Source organism: Lihuaxuella thermophila, from assembly GCF_900110165.1.
In the GTDB taxonomy this organism is placed as follows: Bacteria; Bacillota; Bacilli; order Thermoactinomycetales; family Thermoactinomycetaceae; genus Lihuaxuella; species Lihuaxuella thermophila.
The window spans coordinates 178,919-194,792 of the sequence record NZ_FOCQ01000006.1 but is presented as its reverse complement, the minus strand read 5'-3'; the positions used below and the strand labels follow the sequence as shown (position 1 = coordinate 194,792).

The window sequence follows — 15,874 nt, the reverse complement described above, 5'->3', positions numbered from 1 at the left end:
GCCATGCCTGTTGGGCAAATCGTCAAAGCGATCAGCGGATTTTACTACGTGCGCTCGCCTGAAGGGGAAGAAATTCAGTGCCGGGCGCGCGGGGTATTTAAGTTTAAAAAAAAGAAGTTGACCCCGCTGGTTGGCGATTATGTACAATATGAAATGACGGGGCCGGGCGAAGGGTTTGTCACCTCCGTCGAGCCCCGTCAAACCGAGCTGCTGCGCCCACCCATCGCCAATGTTGATCAGGCGGTGGTTGTTTGTTCTTTGCGGGAGCCGGAATTTCAGCAGATGCCGGTCGACCGCTTTCTCGTGCACGGGGAGCGGGCGGGGCTGGATCTGGTCATCTGTCTGACCAAGCGGGATCTGGTCGATGATGACAGTGAGGTGGAACGGATCCGGGCCATCTATCAGACGGCCGGCTATCCGGTCATTGCGACCAGTATCCGCACGCAGGTGGGCATCGATGAACTGAAAAAATATCTGGCGGAGCGGACCTCCGTGTTTGCCGGGCAGTCCGGAGTGGGCAAATCATCGCTTCTCAATCAATTGCTACCCGACCGGAAATTGCAGACGGGTGCGGTAAGCCAGAAGCTGGGGCGTGGACGCCATACCACCCGTCAGGTGGAGCTGATCCCCTTGGGAAATGGAGGGCAGGTGGCGGATACGCCGGGATTTAGCCAGCTCACCTTTCAAGGCTTTGAACCGGAGGAGCTCAGCGACTGTTTTCCGGAGATGCGCGAGCGTTCCGCCCGTTGCCGTTTCCGGGGGTGTCTCCACTTGAACGAGCCCGGCTGTGCGGTGAAAGAAGCCGTAGAGAATCAGGAAATTCATGCCGGCCGCTACAACAATTATCTGCAGTTCTTGACGGAGATCAAGGAGGAACAGCAGAGGAGGTATTAACATGGTCAAAATTGCGCCCTCGATCTTGTCGGCCGACTTTTCACGGCTCGGGGAGGAGATCGCCGATGTGGAACGGGCAGGGGCCGACTGGATTCATGTGGACGTGATGGATGGTCACTTTGTTCCGAACATCACCCTGGGGCCGCTGATCGTGGAGTCGATCCGGCCGCATACCGGCCTGCCCCTCGATGTGCACCTGATGATTGAAGAGCCCGACCGCTATATCGAGGCGTTTGCCAAAAGCGGGGCTGACCTGATCTCCGTTCATCAGGAGGCTTGCCCTCACCTGCACCGTACCGTCCATCTCATCAAGGAACAGGGAGTGAAAGCCGGGGTCGTCATCAATCCGGCCACACCGGTTTCCCTGATCGAGCCCATCCTGCCGGATGTGGATCTTGTGTTGCTCATGACGGTCAACCCCGGTTTTGGGGGACAAACCTTTATCAGGAGCGTTTTGCATAAGATCAGGCAGGTGCGCGGACTTCTCGATGCCCAAGGATTATCCCATGTGGAAATCGAAGTGGACGGCGGGATCAATGTCAACACGGCTGCCGATGTGGCGGCCAGCGGGGCGACGGTTCTGGTGGCCGGTTCGGCCATTTTTGGCACAGAAAACCGTCAGGAGTCTCTCCTGGCGATTCGCGGGGCAGCAGCCGGGCAAACGGATAGGGAAGGGAGGAGACAGAAATGATCCAGAGCAGCCGCTTGATTACGATGATCGAAATTGCGGTCATGACGGCGATCGCCGTTGTGCTTGATCGATGGATTCTTTTTCAGATGCCGCAGGGCGGATCGGTTACGCTGGTGATGGTGCCGATTGCCATTCTGGCGTTTCGCCGGGGCCTGGTTCCCGGATTGGTCTGCGGCTTGTTGACTGGCATTTTACTGTTGATTTTTAGTGGTTATGTGGTTCATCCGGTGCAAGCCATTTTAGATTATCCGCTGGCGTTTGGATTGCTGGGACTTTCCGGTGTGATCCGGCTTCAAAGCTATGCGAGCCGGATAGCCAAGGTGCTGATGGCAGGCGCCGGTCTGCTGATCGCGGGGGGACTGCGGTTTCTGGCCCATTATCTTTCCGGAATCATCTTTTTTGCTTCCTATGCCCCCGAAGGGCAGCCGGTTTATTTGTACTCATTGATCTACAACCTCACCTATATTCTGCCGCAGATCCTGCTCTCCTTGATCGTGCTGGGACTATTGATCTATTCGGCCCCGCAACTGGTTTTAAAGCAACGTTAACTGGATGGATGGGTTGAAGGATGTCGAAGCGGACAGCTTTTGTTGTGGCAGGCGGGGATGTGGATGCGGAAGATTTGGCGTTGATCGATCCCGAACGGGACTGGGTTGTCGCTGCGGACGGAGGAGCGCTGACACTCCTGGATGCGGGAATTATCCCCCATCTGGTCGTCGGCGATTTTGATACGGTGGGCGAACACTTTGCGGCTCAACTAGCCGCCCGTGGCATTCCGATCCGGAAACTGCCGGCGGCCAAGGCGGAAACGGATACCCATTATGCCGCCCGTGAAGCGCTGCGCCAAAATCCGGATGAGGTGATCATCCTGGGTGCGCTGGGAGGTTCCCGCTTTGACCACACCCTGGCCAATCTGGGCCTTCTGGAGTGGCTGGATGAACAGGGAGTGCAAGGGATTCTCTATCATCGAAGTAACCGGATTCGGTTGGTTTCTGGGCCTGGGGAAGCAGTCCTGGCTGAAAGCAAATTTTCTTTTGTCTCGCTCATTCCCGTAACGGCGGCAGCGGAAGGAATTACGACGGTAGGCATGTTATATCCTTTGCGGGGAGAAACGCTCCTGCGGGGGATGACGCGGGGGATCAGCAACGAAATCGTCGGGAGAGAGGGCAAAATCATCATTGAAAAAGGCAAATGCCTGTTGGTGGAAAGCCGGGACTAATCCCGGTTTTCTGCGTTTTGTCCGGGTGCTTGTCCCGCTAAATAAGATCCGTTGTTCTAGGGACATATTGAACTCTATAGAATATAAATAAGTTGAAGGCACGATGCGGTATGAGTCGTGATCATATGATGACCAACTGGGGTAAGGGGTGAATCGGTGTGAAGTTTTATACCATCAAGCTTCCGAAATTCCTCGGTGGGATGGTTAAAGCCATACTAGGTGTGTTTAAAAAAGATTAAGCTCTTTGGCTCAAAAGAAAAAAAGCACCCCACAGGTGCTTTTTTCTTATCCATTTCCATTACACACGGGTAACTTTGCCGGATTTCAGTGCACGGGTGCTCACATACACGCGTTTTGGTTTCCCATCCACGAGAATGCGCACTTTTTGCACGTTCACGCCCCATTTTTTACGGGTTTTGCGGTTGGAGTGGCTGACTTTGTTTCCCATGTGTCCTTGTTTACCGGTGATAAAACAACGACGAGCCATCTTTGCACCTCCTATCTTGCGTCCGTCAAAGAACAACAGGCTCTGATTTCCAAAGGACAGAATTTCGCTCTCATATCCTAAACACCAGCCCATTTTAGCATACCTCATTCATCCTTGCAAGGAGACCTTTTATTCTGCTTGCTGTTATTGTACAATTGTCCTAGCTGACAGCCTATTGAAACCCCGATCAGGGAGGAATAACCATGAGCTTGGAAGTTTCAACAAACCTTGGACAAATCGAAGTTGCAAATGAGGTGATCGCGACCATTGCCGGAGTGTCGGCGATGGATTGCTACGGCTTGGTGGGAATGGCTTCCCGCAGCCAGCTGAAGGATGGAATCACCGAACTCTTGGGACGCGAAAACCTGAGCAAAGGAATCGAGGTGCGGACCGAGAACGGCGAAACGATCATTGATATGTACATTATCGTCGGGTATGGAACAAAGATTTCGGAAGTGGCTCACAATGTTCAAACCAAAGTGAAATATACCCTGGAGCAAATGACCGGGTTGAAAGTAAATCATGTGAACATCTATGTGCAAGGTGTTCGTTTGGTGAACGAAGAGTGAGGAGGAAAAGGCTTGTCACAGCAACATATTGATGCAGCGCTCTTTTTGCAGATGATGCGTGCGGGCGCACAATGCTTAAACAAACATGTGGAAACCGTCAACGCGTTAAACGTTTTTCCCGTGCCGGACGGAGACACGGGAACCAATATGAACTTGACACTGGCCTCCGGTGTGAGGGAAATGGAGAAAGCAGCCGCTTCGTCGGTCGGAAAATTGGCGGAAGCGCTATCAAAAGGTTTGTTGATGGGCGCGCGCGGCAATTCCGGGGTGATCCTGTCCCAGTTGTTCCGCGGTTTTGCCAAAGCCGTCTCCGATAAAGACTCGATCAACGCCCGACAACTGGCTGACGCCTTTCAGCGAGGCGTGGAGACTGCGTATAAAGCGGTGCTCAAACCGGTGGAAGGAACGATTCTCACTGTTGCCCGCGAGGCGGCAGACGAGGGGATGAAGCGTTCCTGGACGACGGAAGACCCGACGGCCATCATGGAAGCCGTTTTGAACGAAGCGCGCAGAACCCTTGCCCGCACTCCTGAGATGCTGCCGGTTTTAAAGCAGACAGGTGTTGTGGATGCGGGAGGGCAAGGACTTGTTTTTATCTACGAAGGAATGTTGGCTTTGTTAAGAGGGGAAACAGACACGGAGGAAAAAACTTCTTCAGCACTTCCCGATCCGGATTCCCTCGCGGCAGTGGCGCATGAACAAAATGCCCAGTCGCTCATTGATCCTGCTCAAATTGAACACGGATATTGCACGGAGTTTATCATTCAACTCAAAACGGATCGACGCCAGACGGAAGCCTTTGAAGAACATCAATTCCGGAAGGAAATGTCCCGTTTTGGCGATTCGCTGCTGGTTGTGGCGGATGATGAGCTGGTCAAAGTACATATCCATGCGGAGTATCCGGGGGATGCGCTTAATTTCGCCATGAAATTCGGGGATTTGACCCGGATCAAAATCGATAATATGCGTGAACAGTACGAGCATGTCACCGAAGGGAAGGGGCCGGCCCGCCCTGAACAGAAGCAGGCTGAACCGTCGAAGGAAAAGAAAAAGTACGGGATCGCCGCCGTGGCAACCGGTGAGGGGATCGCCGAGATCTTTCGCAGCTTGGGAGTGGACGTGGTCATCGAAGGGGGACAGACGATGAACCCCAGCACGGAAGATATTGCGAAAGCGATCGGGCAAATCTACGCCGAACACATTTTCATCCTGCCAAACAACAAAAATATCATTTTGACTGCGGAGCAGGTGGGAGAAGTGGTGGAGACCCCGGTGACCGTGCTGCCGACGCGAAACATCGCCCAGGGACTGGCTGCGCTCTTGGCTTTTTCCAATGAAGCCAGCCCGGAAACCAACCGGCAGAAGATGACCGAAGCGTATACCCATGTGCAATCGGGTGAAGTGACTTACGCCATCCGGGATTCCAACATGAATGGTCTCGCGATTAACAAAGGGGATTATCTCGGCATTCGCGACGGAAAAATCGAAAAAGTGGGGCGCGATTTAATCCAAACGGCTTGTGAACTGTTGGAAGCCATGGTGGATGACGGGGCCGATGTGGTTACCATTATTTACGGACAGGAAACCACAGAGGAACAGGTAAACCAAATTACCCAATTTATCGAAGAAAAATATCCGGACACCGAAGTGGAAGTACACGACGGGGGGCAGCCGCTGTACTATTTCTTATTCTCTGTGGAATAAATTGGAAGGGGTGTTTGGAGTGGCAAATGTTAAAATAATTACGGACAGTACCGCAGATATTCCCAAGAATTTGGCCGAAGAATTAGGAATTTCAGTGATTCCGCTCAAAGTGCATGTGGGTGGAGAGTCCTATCTGGACGGGGTTACCTTGAGTGCTGCCGAATTTTACGAAAAGCTTCGTGCGACTGAAGAACTGCCCACCACCTCGCAACCGTCTCCCCTTGATTTTGCCGAAGTTTACCGGGGAGCGATCCAAGAGGGGGCAACGGAAATTTTATCCATCCATCTCTCATCGGCATTGAGCGGAACGTATCAGTCTGCGGTACTCGCCAAAGGAATGATCGAAGAAGAACATCCGGGCGTCACGATCACCGTCTTTGACTCCAAAACAGCGACCTATTCTATCGGGATGATCGTCGTCGCTGTCGCGCGCGCAGCCAAACAGGGCAAAAAGATGGACGAGTTGGTCGCCATCGCGGAATATTACCGGGAAAATCAGGCGTTGGCAGCTCTGGTGGACACGCTCGAATACCTGCAAAAAGGCGGGCGGATTGGGAAAGCAGCGGCACTGGTCGGCTCTTTGCTGAGCATCAAGCCGATCATTTCCATCAACGACGACGGGGAAGTATATGCCATCGATAAAGCACGTGGGAAGAATAAAGCGGTGAGCAGGGTTTTTGAACTGCTCCAGGAAAAAGTCCCCGCCGGCTCGACGGTCACGGCTGCCGTATTGCATGCGGACCGCAAGGAACAGGCGGAAGAATGGATGGACAAATTGAAAGCGATTTATGATGTGCAGGAAGCCAACTTGATCGAGATTGGACCCGTGATCGGTACCCACGCGGGGCCGGGTACGATCGGCTGCTTGGTGGTGCCTTTGAAAGCTTAGACCCGTTGGTAGGAGGAAAACATGAAATATCGCACGGTTTTTGATATTATTGGTCCGATCATGATTGGACCCTCCAGTTCTCATACGGCCGGTGCGGCCCGGATTGGCCGTGCGGCCAGGAAAATCTTCGGTCGTAAGCCCAAACGGGTGATCATCACTCTCTACGGTTCTTTTGCCAAGACGTATCGCGGTCACGGAACTGACATTGCGCTGGCAGGAGGGCTGTTGGATTTCGATACCTTTGACAAACGGATCGTCAATGCCTTGGAAATTGCCAAGGAAGAAGGAGTTGACATCATCTTTCGCGAATCGGATGAATTGACCGATCATCCCAATACCGCGCGTCTTCGCCTTGAAGATGAAAAAGGAACCATGGAAGTGGTGGGCGTCTCGATTGGCGGCGGCAAGATGGAAATCATCGAATTAAATGGTTTTGAACTGAAATTATCCGGCAATGATCCCGTTTTACTCGTACTCCATCATGACCAGTACGGTGCCGTCGCACGTGTCGCGACTGTGCTCGCTTCTCACAAAATCAATATCGGTTTTATGCAGGTGTCGCGCAAGGAAAAAGGTTCCGAAGCGTTGATGTCGATCGAAACCGACCAACCTGTGGAGCCCGAAGTACAGAAAGAAATACAAGACCTTCCGGGCATCCTGGCCGTCACCATTCTTTAATCATTTGACTGAAAGCCGCCTAATCGTTTTAGGCGGCGGTTTTCTGTGAAGGTGTAAAGAAGGTCAGTCGTTCGTGAATGTTTTTGTGGAAAAGGAGCTAGTAGCCATGAAGTTTCGTACTGTTGCTGAGTTGGTAGAAATTGCTGAAACGGAAAACCTCAAAATTTCCGAAGTGATGATTTTACACGAAGCAGAGGTGATGAATCGTCCGCGGGAAGAGATTTTCGAGGAGATGGGGCGGAATCTCGATGTGATGGAACAGGCGATTCAGCGCGGCCTGACCGAGGACATCCGTTCCCACAGCGGTTTGACCGGCGGTGATGCGAAGAAAATTCGCGAGTATAAGGAAAAAGCCAATGTTCTGTTGTCCGGTCCGACAATTTTGGATGCGGTTTCACGGGCGACAGCCGTTTCGGAAGTAAATGCCGCCATGGGCACGATTGTAGCTACTCCGACGGCGGGAGCTTGCGGCATTTTACCCGGAACCATCTTTACCGCAGCCGAAAAGCTCGGTTCCGATCGGGAGACGATGATCCGCGCTCTGTTTGTCGCCGGTGCGGTTGGCTTTTGCATCGCCAACAATGCCTGCATTTCCGGCGCGGCGGGGGGCTGTCAGGCAGAAGTGGGCTCGGCGACAGCGATGGCTGCAGCGGCCGTGGTGGAGATGGCGGGAGGCACGCCGTCAATGTCTGCGGAAGCGATTGCCATTGCCTTGAAAAACATGTTGGGACTGGTTTGCGACCCGGTGGCCGGCCTGGTGGAGGCCCCTTGCGTGAAGCGGAACGCCATGGGAGCTGCCATCGCCATGGTGGCGGCAGACATGGCCATGGCAGGGGTGAAAAGCGTGATCCCCACCGATGAAGTGATTGAAGCCATGTACAAGATTGGACAGACGATGCCGGTCGCGTTAAAAGAGACTGCTTTGGGCGGATTGGCTGCTACCCCGACAGGACGTGCCCTGGAACGACAAATTTTTGGAACCATTGATAAAAAATCATGAATCTGTCCGAAGTCCCTGTAGATGTTTTGCCAGGGGTGGGGGAGCAGAAAAAACAGGCTCTGGCGGAGCTGGGAATCCGGTCCGTCGACGATCTGTTGCAATATTATCCTTACCGGTACGAGGATTATCGCCTCAGCGATCTGACACAAGCCCCACATGAAGCTAAAGTGACAGTCCGGGGGCGGATTTACGGAACACCCAGCGTCCGATGGTATGGAAAGAAAAAATCCCGCATGACCGTGAAACTGGATGCGGGGGGCATTCACATCAGTGTGATCTGGTTTAACCAGGCCTATCTCAAAGAAAAGCTTTCCCCGGGCCAAACGATCGTGGTCTCGGGAAAATGGGACCGGTACCGGTTGCAGGTGACCGCGGAACGTACACTGATCAGCGAAAGCGAGCAAGAAAAGCAGGTGGGACGCTTGGAACCCGTTTATTCGGTGACCGGTCCCGTCAAAGTCAATTGGTTGCGCAAACTCATCTATGAGGCATTTGTCCGGTACGGCAGACAGATCAGGGAAATTCTTCCCGAAGAACTCATCAGCCGGTATAAACTGATTCCCCGTGCCAAAGCGATGTTCTTGCTCCATTTTCCCAAGGGAAAAGAAGAGGGACACCAGGCGAGAAGGCGCATGGTTTATGAAGAACTCTTTTTGTATGAACTGAAACTGATGTGGCTGAGAAAGCTCCATCGCACTGAAGTCCAGGGAATCGCCCATACCTTTGATGAGGAGAAAGTGGAAACATTTATCTCCGACCTGGCTTTCCCGCTGACCGGGGCGCAACGGCGGGTGGTGCGGGAGATTTTGCAGGATATGCGCCGTCCCGGACAAATGAACCGTTTATTGCAGGGGGATGTGGGTTCCGGCAAGACAGTCGTCGCGGGTATTGCCCTCTATGCCAACTATTTGAGCGGGTATCAGGGAGCATTGATGGTTCCGACCGAGATTTTGGCCGACCAGCATACCGCGTCACTGTCCAAGCTGCTCACTCCTTACGGCGCAAGGGTCATTTCGTTAACCGGCAGCATGACAGCAAGAGAGCGTCGCGACGCGCTCGGGCAAATTCAAATGGGTTTGGCTGATGTGATTGTCGGGACACATGCTTTGATTCAAGAGCCGGTGACGTTTCGCAAATTAGGCTTGGTCATTACCGACGAACAGCACCGGTTTGGCGTCAAACAGCGCGCCCTGCTCCGGGAGAAGGGGGAAACTCCCGATGTGCTGTTCATGACGGCGACACCCATCCCCCGAACGCTGGCGATCACTGTTTTCGGCGAAATGGATGTCTCAACGATTGACGAAATGCCGGCAGGCAGGCAACCGATCGACACCTATTGGGTGAAAAAAGACGCTTGGCCGCGCATCGTCAAGTTTATCCAAAAAGAGTGCGGCAAAGGCCATCAGGCCTATGTGATCTGCCCCCTGATCGAGGAATCGGAAAAGCTGGATTTACAGAATGCTGAGCAGGTATTTGAACAACTGACGGTCGATTTGGCCCCCGTCCGGGTGGGCCTGCTGCACGGGAGAATGAACGCGGCGGAAAAAGAAGAAGTGATGCGAATGTTCGCCGAAAATCAGGTGCAGGTGCTGGTTTCCACGACGGTGGTGGAAGTTGGGGTGAACGTCCCCAATGCCACGGTGATGGTCGTGTATGATGCGGACCGCTTCGGGCTGGCGCAGCTGCACCAGTTGAGAGGACGTGTCGGTCGGGGCGGGGGAGCCTCCACCTGTATTTTAGTCGCTGATCCCAAGTCGGAAACGGGAGTGGAACGTATGCGGGTGATGACCGAAACGACGGACGGATTTGAAATCTCACGCCGCGACCTTGAACTGAGGGGGCCGGGCGACTTTCTCGGAGTCAAACAGAGCGGTCTTCCTGACTTCAAAGTGGCAGACCTCACGGAAGATTTCCGCGTGCTGGAGATCGCCCGTTCCGATGCGGCGAGAATCGTGGAGAGAGAAGATTTTGAGACCCATCCCGAAACCCGGCCGCTGTATGAATATCTGATGAATGAAGAGTTGGAATCAAGAAACTTTGACTGATGCAAATCGTTTGATCTGGACAAACCCGGTAACAGCAGATGAGTACCGGGTTTGTTTATTTTTTGCGATGTCATGTACACTCAGCCGATTCGCCGCATACAATAAAGCGTTCATGATTGGAGGTGGAAAACGGGTGGACAAGAACCAGGTTTATCAAGATGTGGTCCGCACGATTAACCAGACGGTGGGCAGAAAAGCAGTGACAGTTGAGCAAATCAAGTCCTTGGTCAACCAGGCGAAAATGATCCGGAGAACACGCGGGGTTACCGGTTTAATGTCCTTTGCTTCCCAGCTTCCTTACCGGATGTTTACCCAACAAGAAATTGAACGCTTACAACGGTCGCCCCGTTGGTACGAACTCTCCGGCAAGATGATCGATCTCATGGTTTATGAAGGGGTTATCACGCCGATGGAGGCCCGGATGTTGAAACAAAGGCTGTAAAAATAGGCCTCATTCAGTAGGCCATTGGCATGGACAGGGGAAATGGGTTGAACATAAGGTATTAGTGTTTAGACACAGGGATCTAAACTTTTGGATAAAGAAGGTGAAAAGATGAGCAAAAAGAGGAAGTATCGGTCACCCGGATTCCTTAGTGACAAAGGGTCAAAAATAGAGTCGCCACGTCAGTCCCAGCACAAAAAATCACCCGTTGATCAACCCTTCCCTCACGGATATATGGATGACATGTGGCTGGAGGAAGAGTATTTTTGGGCACAGAGAAAAGAGGGGCATCCCCAGGCGGGACCACCTTCCGGCCCGCCGCGGGAATGGGATCCATGGATGATGGAGGAGTGGATGCTGGAGAGGCCTCCAAACGATAAAGAAGCTCCGTGGGCAAAAACAGATGCCCCCATGGTTCGGCCGTTCGATCCCGAACACTTTGCCCATCCCCCATTTCCAAGAGATCCGTCGGGAAAAGGAGAAGTTGATGGAAACAAAGATGGCGAACCGTTTATGCCCGGACGGTTCCAGAGACCGGTCAAAGAACGGGAGAGAATGCCGGAAGCCTTCGATGAAACGGCCGGCCTCCATTCATTGCGCAGGAGTTCACGCAAGTCGGGTAAAGGCAGATACAGAAAATAAAAAAGTGGCTCGCGAATATTCGCGAGCCTATGGTATCTTGCACAACCATTGTGTAAGATACTAAATGGGAGAGGAGAAACCGGAGGAAGAGCTTATGGGGAAATGTAAGTCTTCTCCGCGGTTCGACAACATCAATCAAGATGCTGTCATCAGTTAGGATTGCCAACTTTTACTTCTTTATACACATCCTTCAATATTAATTTTCCTGCATCCGTGTTCCTTTTGTTTTTCAAGGAATTTGTGGTAGGATAAAAATGTTTAAATCCCGTTGATGATGTAGTGTGTAAGGAGGTCGGGTATGCGAATCATTGCTGGCACTGCGCGTGGCACAAGATTGAAAATGGTTCCAGGCAAGCATGTCCGGCCAACCGCAGACCGCGTTAAAGAGTCCCTGTTTCAGGTGATTGGCCCTTTTTTTGATGGCGGATGGGTATTGGACCTGTTTGCCGGAACCGGATCCCTTGGCCTCGAGGCTCTCAGCCGGGGAGCGGAACGGGCTGTTTTTATCGACCAGTCGCGGATCAGTCTTGATACGGTCCTCGCCAATGCGGAAGCAACCGGGATGAAAGATCGGGTCGAAATCTACCGCCGCGATGCGCGGGCGGCCTGCAGAGCGTTAATCAGGCGCGGGGTCCGGTTTCGCCTCATCTTTTTGGATCCCCCTTATCATGAAAATTTGATGCTTCCTGTGCTCACGATCATCGGCAGCAGTATGCTGTTGGCTGAAAACGGGACCGTGGCGGCAGAATATCCGAGCCGTGCGTCCCTTCCAATCCAGATCGGGCAATTAAGAGAGACGCGCCGACTCACTTACGGGGATACAACCATCTCGTTGTATCAGCGAGCAACGTCTGAAGGAGGATCCTGATCAGATGAAAATAGCTGTTTATCCAGGAAGCTTTGATCCCATTACATACGGCCATCTCGACATCATTGAGCGGGGGGCGAAGGTGTTTGACAAGATTATTGTAGCTGTTCTCATCAATTCATCCAAAAATCCCCTCTTTTCAGTCGAAGAGAGAAAAGAAATGATCCGCGAAGCGACACAAACGTTTTCGAATGTAGAAGTGGACAGTTTCGACGGCTTGTTGATCGATTATGTACATAAACAAAAAGCCAATGTCATTTTGCGTGGATTGCGCGCGATTTCCGACTTTGAATACGAGCTTCAGATCGCGTCGATTAACCGTAAATTGAGCGAAAAAGTGGAAACGCTTTTTTTGATGAGCAACAATAAGCATTCATTTATCAGTTCGGCCATGGTGAAGGAAGTGGCGAGCTATGGTGCGGATGTGAAAGATCTGGTTCCCGATCATGTCGCAGAAGCGTTAAACATCAAGTTTGGATTGGAAAAAACCCGCTGAAGCGGGTTTTTTAGCGTTTATAGGGCAAGAGCCCGTTATGACGGAAAAGGTGGCAAGCCGTCCAGCCCATCCAAATCACTGCCACCCCTGCGGAACCCATTTTTAAGAGACTCCACAGGGACACGGCAACCGGAATGAACGGGTCGGCCATGGCCGGAATCGCTGTTGGCAGAAGACTGAAATGAGGCTTCAGAAACGGAAAAATGATCAGAGTGATGACCCCGGCCAGACATCCGTGGAGGACCCGGGCACAGAAGTAGGGAAAATAGCGAATATCTGTCCGACTCAACATACTGGCCACCTGGGCGTGAATCGACAGTCCGTTCCAACCGATCATGACACTGACAATGGTCAATTTGTAAATGAGGGGGATACTGGCGGCAGCGGCGCTTGCCAACTGGGACCCCAGCGTAATTTCGAATATTCCTCCCAGCATAGGATCAGATAAAGCGGGTGGCAGGGCAAGGAGTGAAAACAGATTTGCGATTCCCTTTGCCAGGAACGAAGTGATTCCCACATAATTGACGAGATGAACGAGTACAGAAAACACCATGATAAATCCGCCGATCATCAAAAGTGTTTGGATGGCGGAGGAAACAGCATCGCCCAATAACCGCCCAAGAGGTCTTCCATCTTTCACGCGTGCCCGGTGCATCGCTCTGATGGCCCGAAATAAGATAAAACCGGTTTTCCGTTCTTGCGGAGGAGACGGGGGAGCTTGCGGTTCATAGAAGCGCATCACAAATCCCACCAGGATGCTGCTTAAGTAGTGGGCAAGTGCTAAAATGATGCCGACGGAAGTGTTCTCGAAAAAGCCGACGGCTACCGCTCCGAAAATGAAAGAAGGGCTGGCTGTACTCGTAAACGAGACCAATCGCTCCCCTTCTTCGCGCGAAACCAGCTGTTGTTCGCGGAGACGGGCAGTAAGTTTGGCTCCCATCGGATTCCCTGACACAAAACCTACAGCCATGACGAAGGCTCCGGCTCCCGGTACCCGGAAAATGGGCCGCATGAGAGGTTCAAGCAAGACACCGAGGAAATGGACGACTCCAAAGCCCATCATCATTTCAACCGTGATAAAAAAAGGCAACAGAGCAGGAAAAAACACATCCCACCAGATCGTGAGGCCTCTGAGTGAAGATTTAAATGCTTGCTCCGGGTACATGACCAGTATGCAGGCCATAAAAATGGCTGTGGAAGCCAGAGCCACGGATTTTAGGCGACTTTGGAGAAGGATTTGTGTGATTTGCATGCTCTCTCTCCTCAAGACTCTCTTGGTCAATAACATGTCTACGCTGGATGGCGTCCATTTAGACCCTTTGTCCGGGAGTGAATCGCAAAAGCAGGATATTCAAACGTAAGGGGTGGGGAAGATTGTCAAGGCCGAAGATAGGTTTAGCGTTAAGTTCGGGGGCCGCCCGGGGGCTGGCTCATATAGGGGTTCTGAAAGTGCTTGAGCAAGAAGGCATTCCCGTCGATTTTATCGCCGGAAGCAGCATGGGCAGCATTATCGGGGTTTTGTACGCGAACGGACTCAACTTGGATTTGTGCGAGCAGCTGGCCATCCGCCTGAAACGAAAGCATTGGCTGGATTTAACCGTGCCCCGGCGGGGATTTGTCATTGGCGACAAAGTGAAAGAGCTGATCGGCTTACTCACTCATCACAAACGCTTGGAAGAGTTGCGGATTCCTACGGCCGTCATCGCAACCGATCTGATCGCCGGGGAGCGGGTCGTGTTTACCAGCGGGCCGATCGATGAAGCGGTACGAGCCAGCATTTCCATTCCGGGAATTTTTGAACCGGTCAGGATCGGCGACCGGTTACTCGTCGACGGAGGGGTCATTGACCGGGTTCCGATCTCGGTCGTTCGCGAGATGGGTGCTGATTTTGTCATCGCTGTCGATGTGATTCCCCGAATCAGCCGGGTGCAAGTGGTCAATATTTTTGATGTGATTGCACAAACTTTGGGTATCATGGAAAGAGAGCTGTCCAATGGGCAGATTCGCTCGGCCGACTTTGTGATCCATCCTGACGTTTCCGATATCAGCCCGACGGCATTTACCCGCGTCGAAGAGTGTATCCGGCGGGGAGAAGACGAAGCAAGAGCTCAAGTCCGGCAATTGAAAGAGTTGATTCAGAACTGGCAAGGAGAGTCTGTCAATGAATTTCAGAATGCAGAGTAAACGCATATGGGGAGGGGTTCTCGGTGCTGTGATCTTCATCGCACTCGGAGTCTCCCTTCTTTTGCCCATTCCCTATTTTGCGATGGGACCCGGTTCGGCCATCGATGTGAGCCCACTCGTGCATGTGGGGACAAGCCAACCGGATGAAAAAGGAACCTTTTTGTTGACAACGATTTCACTAAAAGAAGGAAATGTTTTTGACTATCTCTATTCCAAAATAACGGGGCAGACCGAGCTGGTGCCCGAACGGGAAATCCTCGCCCAGGGGGAATCGGAAGAAGAGTATGCGAGGCGGCAGGCGGAGAACATGATCGCCTCGCAAAACAATGCGATTATTGCCGCATACAGACAAGCGGGCAGACCCGTTAAAGTAGAAGTTTCGGGAATCGAAATCTTTCAGCTGTTGAAGAACAGAAACACGGGCCTGAAGGAAGGGGATTTGATCAAAAAGGTGGATGGCCGGGCATTTTCGTCCACCGAGCAATTGATTCAATATCTCGGTACCAAAACACCGGGTGAAGTGGTCACCGTCAACCTGATTCGCGGGAAAAAGCAGATGGAAAAGAAAGTGGAGCTGGTGGAGCTTCCGGCCGCCCCGGGGGAGAAAAAAAGAGCCGGATTGGGAATCATACCCGTGGTGAGAGTAAAAGTGAACATTTCACCCCCCGCCGAAATCCATACGCAAAATATCGGAGGCCCTTCAGCCGGGCTCATGTTTTCTCTCGAAGTGCTCAACCGCTTGCTGCCGGAGGATTTAACAAAGGGTTACCGCATCGCGGGGACGGGAACCATTTCCCAAACCGGTGAGGTTGGCCAAATTGGCGGCATTCAGTATAAAGTGATCGCCGCTGACAGGGAGGATGCGGAAATTTTCTTTTGTCCCAGAGACAGGGAACCGGGAGATGAAAATGAAAAAACAGCCAGGGAGACGGCCGAAAAAATCGGTACACCGATGAAGATCGTTCCCGTCTCTTCGTTGCAGGAAGCGGTTCGCTATTTGCAACACTTGCCTGCCCGGAGTGCTTTCAAGTCAAAAACATTGACAGGGGCGGCGTAAGTGTCTTAT

The 15,874-nt window shown here is 52.4% G+C and carries 19 protein-coding genes; 17 read left to right on the top strand and 2 right to left on the bottom strand.

Annotated elements, in window-relative coordinates; translation table 11 throughout:
* Positions 1-3 precede the first annotated feature (3 nt).
* From rsgA to spoVM, 5 genes are all read left to right on the top strand, one after another.
* A complete protein-coding gene (gene rsgA / locus BMW55_RS08685) occupies positions 4-894 on the top strand; it encodes a ribosome small subunit-dependent GTPase A (RefSeq protein WP_089967397.1) in 891 nt (296 codons plus the stop codon).
* A 1-nt stretch (position 895) separates the two neighbouring features.
* Entirely contained in the window at positions 896-1,585 is a 690-nt protein-coding gene (gene rpe, locus BMW55_RS08680) for a ribulose-phosphate 3-epimerase (protein WP_089967395.1), read from the top strand.
* Entirely contained in the window at positions 1,582-2,133 is a 552-nt protein-coding gene (thiT, locus tag BMW55_RS08675) for an energy-coupled thiamine transporter ThiT (RefSeq protein ID WP_244527501.1), read from the top strand. The genes rpe and thiT overlap by 4 nt, the downstream gene beginning before the upstream one ends.
* A 20-nt stretch (positions 2,134-2,153) precedes the next feature.
* On the top strand, positions 2,154-2,804 hold the full coding sequence (locus BMW55_RS08670) for a thiamine diphosphokinase (protein WP_089967392.1): 651 nt from the start codon (positions 2,154-2,156) through the stop codon (positions 2,802-2,804).
* Between the two features lie 158 nt (positions 2,805-2,962).
* Complete coding sequence (gene spoVM, locus BMW55_RS08665) at positions 2,963-3,043, top strand: stage V sporulation protein SpoVM (protein WP_139179475.1); 81 nt, start codon at positions 2,963-2,965, stop codon at positions 3,041-3,043.
* 59 nt (positions 3,044-3,102) lie between these two features.
* Here spoVM and rpmB read toward each other — a convergent pair whose 3' ends face one another.
* Positions 3,103-3,291: a 50S ribosomal protein L28 gene (rpmB, locus tag BMW55_RS08660; protein WP_089967386.1), complete on the bottom strand. Its 189-nt coding sequence runs from the start codon at positions 3,289-3,291 to the stop codon at positions 3,103-3,105.
* A 203-nt stretch (positions 3,292-3,494) separates the two neighbouring features.
* Here rpmB and BMW55_RS08655 point away from each other — a divergent pair, with 203 nt between their 5' ends.
* From BMW55_RS08655 to coaD, 10 genes are all read left to right on the top strand, one after another.
* Positions 3,495-3,860 (top strand): Asp23/Gls24 family envelope stress response protein, encoded by a 366-nt coding sequence (locus BMW55_RS08655; protein ID WP_089967384.1) that lies wholly within the window; start codon positions 3,495-3,497, stop codon positions 3,858-3,860.
* A gap of 12 nt (positions 3,861-3,872) precedes the next feature.
* On the top strand, positions 3,873-5,564 hold the full coding sequence (locus tag BMW55_RS08650; RefSeq protein WP_089967381.1) for a DAK2 domain-containing protein: 1,692 nt from the start codon (positions 3,873-3,875) through the stop codon (positions 5,562-5,564).
* Positions 5,565-5,583: 19 nt separating this feature from the next.
* Positions 5,584-6,453 (top strand): DegV family protein, encoded by an 870-nt coding sequence (locus BMW55_RS08645; protein WP_089967378.1) that lies wholly within the window; start codon positions 5,584-5,586, stop codon positions 6,451-6,453.
* Positions 6,454-6,474: 21 nt separating this feature from the next.
* Complete coding sequence (gene sdaAB, locus BMW55_RS08640) at positions 6,475-7,131, top strand: L-serine ammonia-lyase, iron-sulfur-dependent subunit beta (RefSeq protein WP_089967374.1); 657 nt, start codon at positions 6,475-6,477, stop codon at positions 7,129-7,131.
* A 106-nt stretch (positions 7,132-7,237) separates the two neighbouring features.
* Positions 7,238-8,131 (top strand): L-serine ammonia-lyase, iron-sulfur-dependent, subunit alpha, encoded by an 894-nt coding sequence (sdaAA, locus tag BMW55_RS08635; protein WP_089967602.1) that lies wholly within the window; start codon positions 7,238-7,240, stop codon positions 8,129-8,131.
* Entirely contained in the window at positions 8,128-10,176 is a 2,049-nt protein-coding gene (gene recG, locus BMW55_RS08630) for an ATP-dependent DNA helicase RecG (RefSeq protein WP_170839827.1), read from the top strand. Before sdaAA ends, recG begins: the two co-directional genes overlap by 4 nt.
* A 133-nt stretch (positions 10,177-10,309) precedes the next feature.
* Positions 10,310-10,618, top strand: coding sequence for a hypothetical protein (locus tag BMW55_RS08625; protein WP_139179471.1), 309 nt, complete (start codon positions 10,310-10,312; stop codon positions 10,616-10,618).
* A 111-nt stretch (positions 10,619-10,729) separates the two neighbouring features.
* Positions 10,730-11,260 (top strand): hypothetical protein, encoded by a 531-nt coding sequence (locus BMW55_RS08620; RefSeq protein WP_139179470.1) that lies wholly within the window; start codon positions 10,730-10,732, stop codon positions 11,258-11,260.
* Between the two features lie 298 nt (positions 11,261-11,558).
* Positions 11,559-12,128, top strand: coding sequence for a 16S rRNA (guanine(966)-N(2))-methyltransferase RsmD (gene rsmD / locus BMW55_RS08615; RefSeq protein ID WP_089967361.1), 570 nt, complete (start codon positions 11,559-11,561; stop codon positions 12,126-12,128).
* 4 nt (positions 12,129-12,132) lie between these two features.
* Positions 12,133-12,624: a pantetheine-phosphate adenylyltransferase gene (coaD, locus tag BMW55_RS08610; RefSeq protein ID WP_089967358.1), complete on the top strand. Its 492-nt coding sequence runs from the start codon at positions 12,133-12,135 to the stop codon at positions 12,622-12,624.
* Positions 12,625-12,634: 10 nt separating this feature from the next.
* Here coaD and ylbJ read toward each other — a convergent pair whose 3' ends face one another.
* Positions 12,635-13,876: a sporulation integral membrane protein YlbJ gene (ylbJ, locus tag BMW55_RS08605; protein WP_244527500.1), complete on the bottom strand. Its 1,242-nt coding sequence runs from the start codon at positions 13,874-13,876 to the stop codon at positions 12,635-12,637.
* Between the two features lie 122 nt (positions 13,877-13,998).
* Here ylbJ and BMW55_RS08600 point away from each other — a divergent pair, with 122 nt between their 5' ends.
* Together BMW55_RS08600 and BMW55_RS08595 are read left to right on the top strand one after the other, a co-directional pair.
* Positions 13,999-14,808, top strand: a complete 810-nt coding sequence (locus BMW55_RS08600; RefSeq protein WP_089967355.1) for a patatin-like phospholipase family protein — start codon at positions 13,999-14,001, stop codon at positions 14,806-14,808.
* On the top strand, positions 14,786-15,865 hold the full coding sequence (locus BMW55_RS08595) for a SepM family pheromone-processing serine protease (RefSeq protein ID WP_089967353.1): 1,080 nt from the start codon (positions 14,786-14,788) through the stop codon (positions 15,863-15,865). The genes BMW55_RS08600 and BMW55_RS08595 overlap by 23 nt, the downstream gene beginning before the upstream one ends.
* Positions 15,866-15,874: the final 9 nt, after the last annotated feature.

Excerpts from the sequence above, each read along its gene's own strand:
- coaD (WP_089967358.1), top strand. The coding sequence starts at position 12,133 with ATGAAAATAGCTGTTTATCCAGGAAGCTTTGATCCCATTACATACGGC.
- rsmD (WP_089967361.1), top strand. The coding sequence starts at position 11,559 with ATGCGAATCATTGCTGGCACTGCGCGTGGCACAAGATTGAAAATGGTT.
- BMW55_RS08655 (WP_089967384.1), top strand. The coding sequence starts at position 3,495 with ATGAGCTTGGAAGTTTCAACAAACCTTGGACAAATCGAAGTTGCAAAT.
- BMW55_RS08620 (WP_139179470.1), top strand. The coding sequence starts at position 10,730 with ATGAGCAAAAAGAGGAAGTATCGGTCACCCGGATTCCTTAGTGACAAA.
- BMW55_RS08670 (WP_089967392.1), top strand. The coding sequence starts at position 2,154 with ATGTCGAAGCGGACAGCTTTTGTTGTGGCAGGCGGGGATGTGGATGCG.
- thiT (WP_244527501.1), top strand. The coding sequence starts at position 1,582 with ATGATCCAGAGCAGCCGCTTGATTACGATGATCGAAATTGCGGTCATG.
- rpmB (WP_089967386.1), bottom strand. The coding sequence starts at position 3,291 with ATGGCTCGTCGTTGTTTTATCACCGGTAAACAAGGACACATGGGAAAC.
- BMW55_RS08595 (WP_089967353.1), top strand. The coding sequence starts at position 14,786 with ATGAATTTCAGAATGCAGAGTAAACGCATATGGGGAGGGGTTCTCGGT.
- sdaAA (WP_089967602.1), top strand. The coding sequence starts at position 7,238 with ATGAAGTTTCGTACTGTTGCTGAGTTGGTAGAAATTGCTGAAACGGAA.
- rpe (WP_089967395.1), top strand. The coding sequence starts at position 896 with ATGGTCAAAATTGCGCCCTCGATCTTGTCGGCCGACTTTTCACGGCTC.
- recG (WP_170839827.1), top strand. The coding sequence starts at position 8,128 with ATGAATCTGTCCGAAGTCCCTGTAGATGTTTTGCCAGGGGTGGGGGAG.
- ylbJ (WP_244527500.1), bottom strand. The coding sequence starts at position 13,876 with ATGCAAATCACACAAATCCTTCTCCAAAGTCGCCTAAAATCCGTGGCT.
- sdaAB (WP_089967374.1), top strand. The coding sequence starts at position 6,475 with ATGAAATATCGCACGGTTTTTGATATTATTGGTCCGATCATGATTGGA.
- rsgA (WP_089967397.1), top strand. The coding sequence starts at position 4 with ATGCCTGTTGGGCAAATCGTCAAAGCGATCAGCGGATTTTACTACGTG.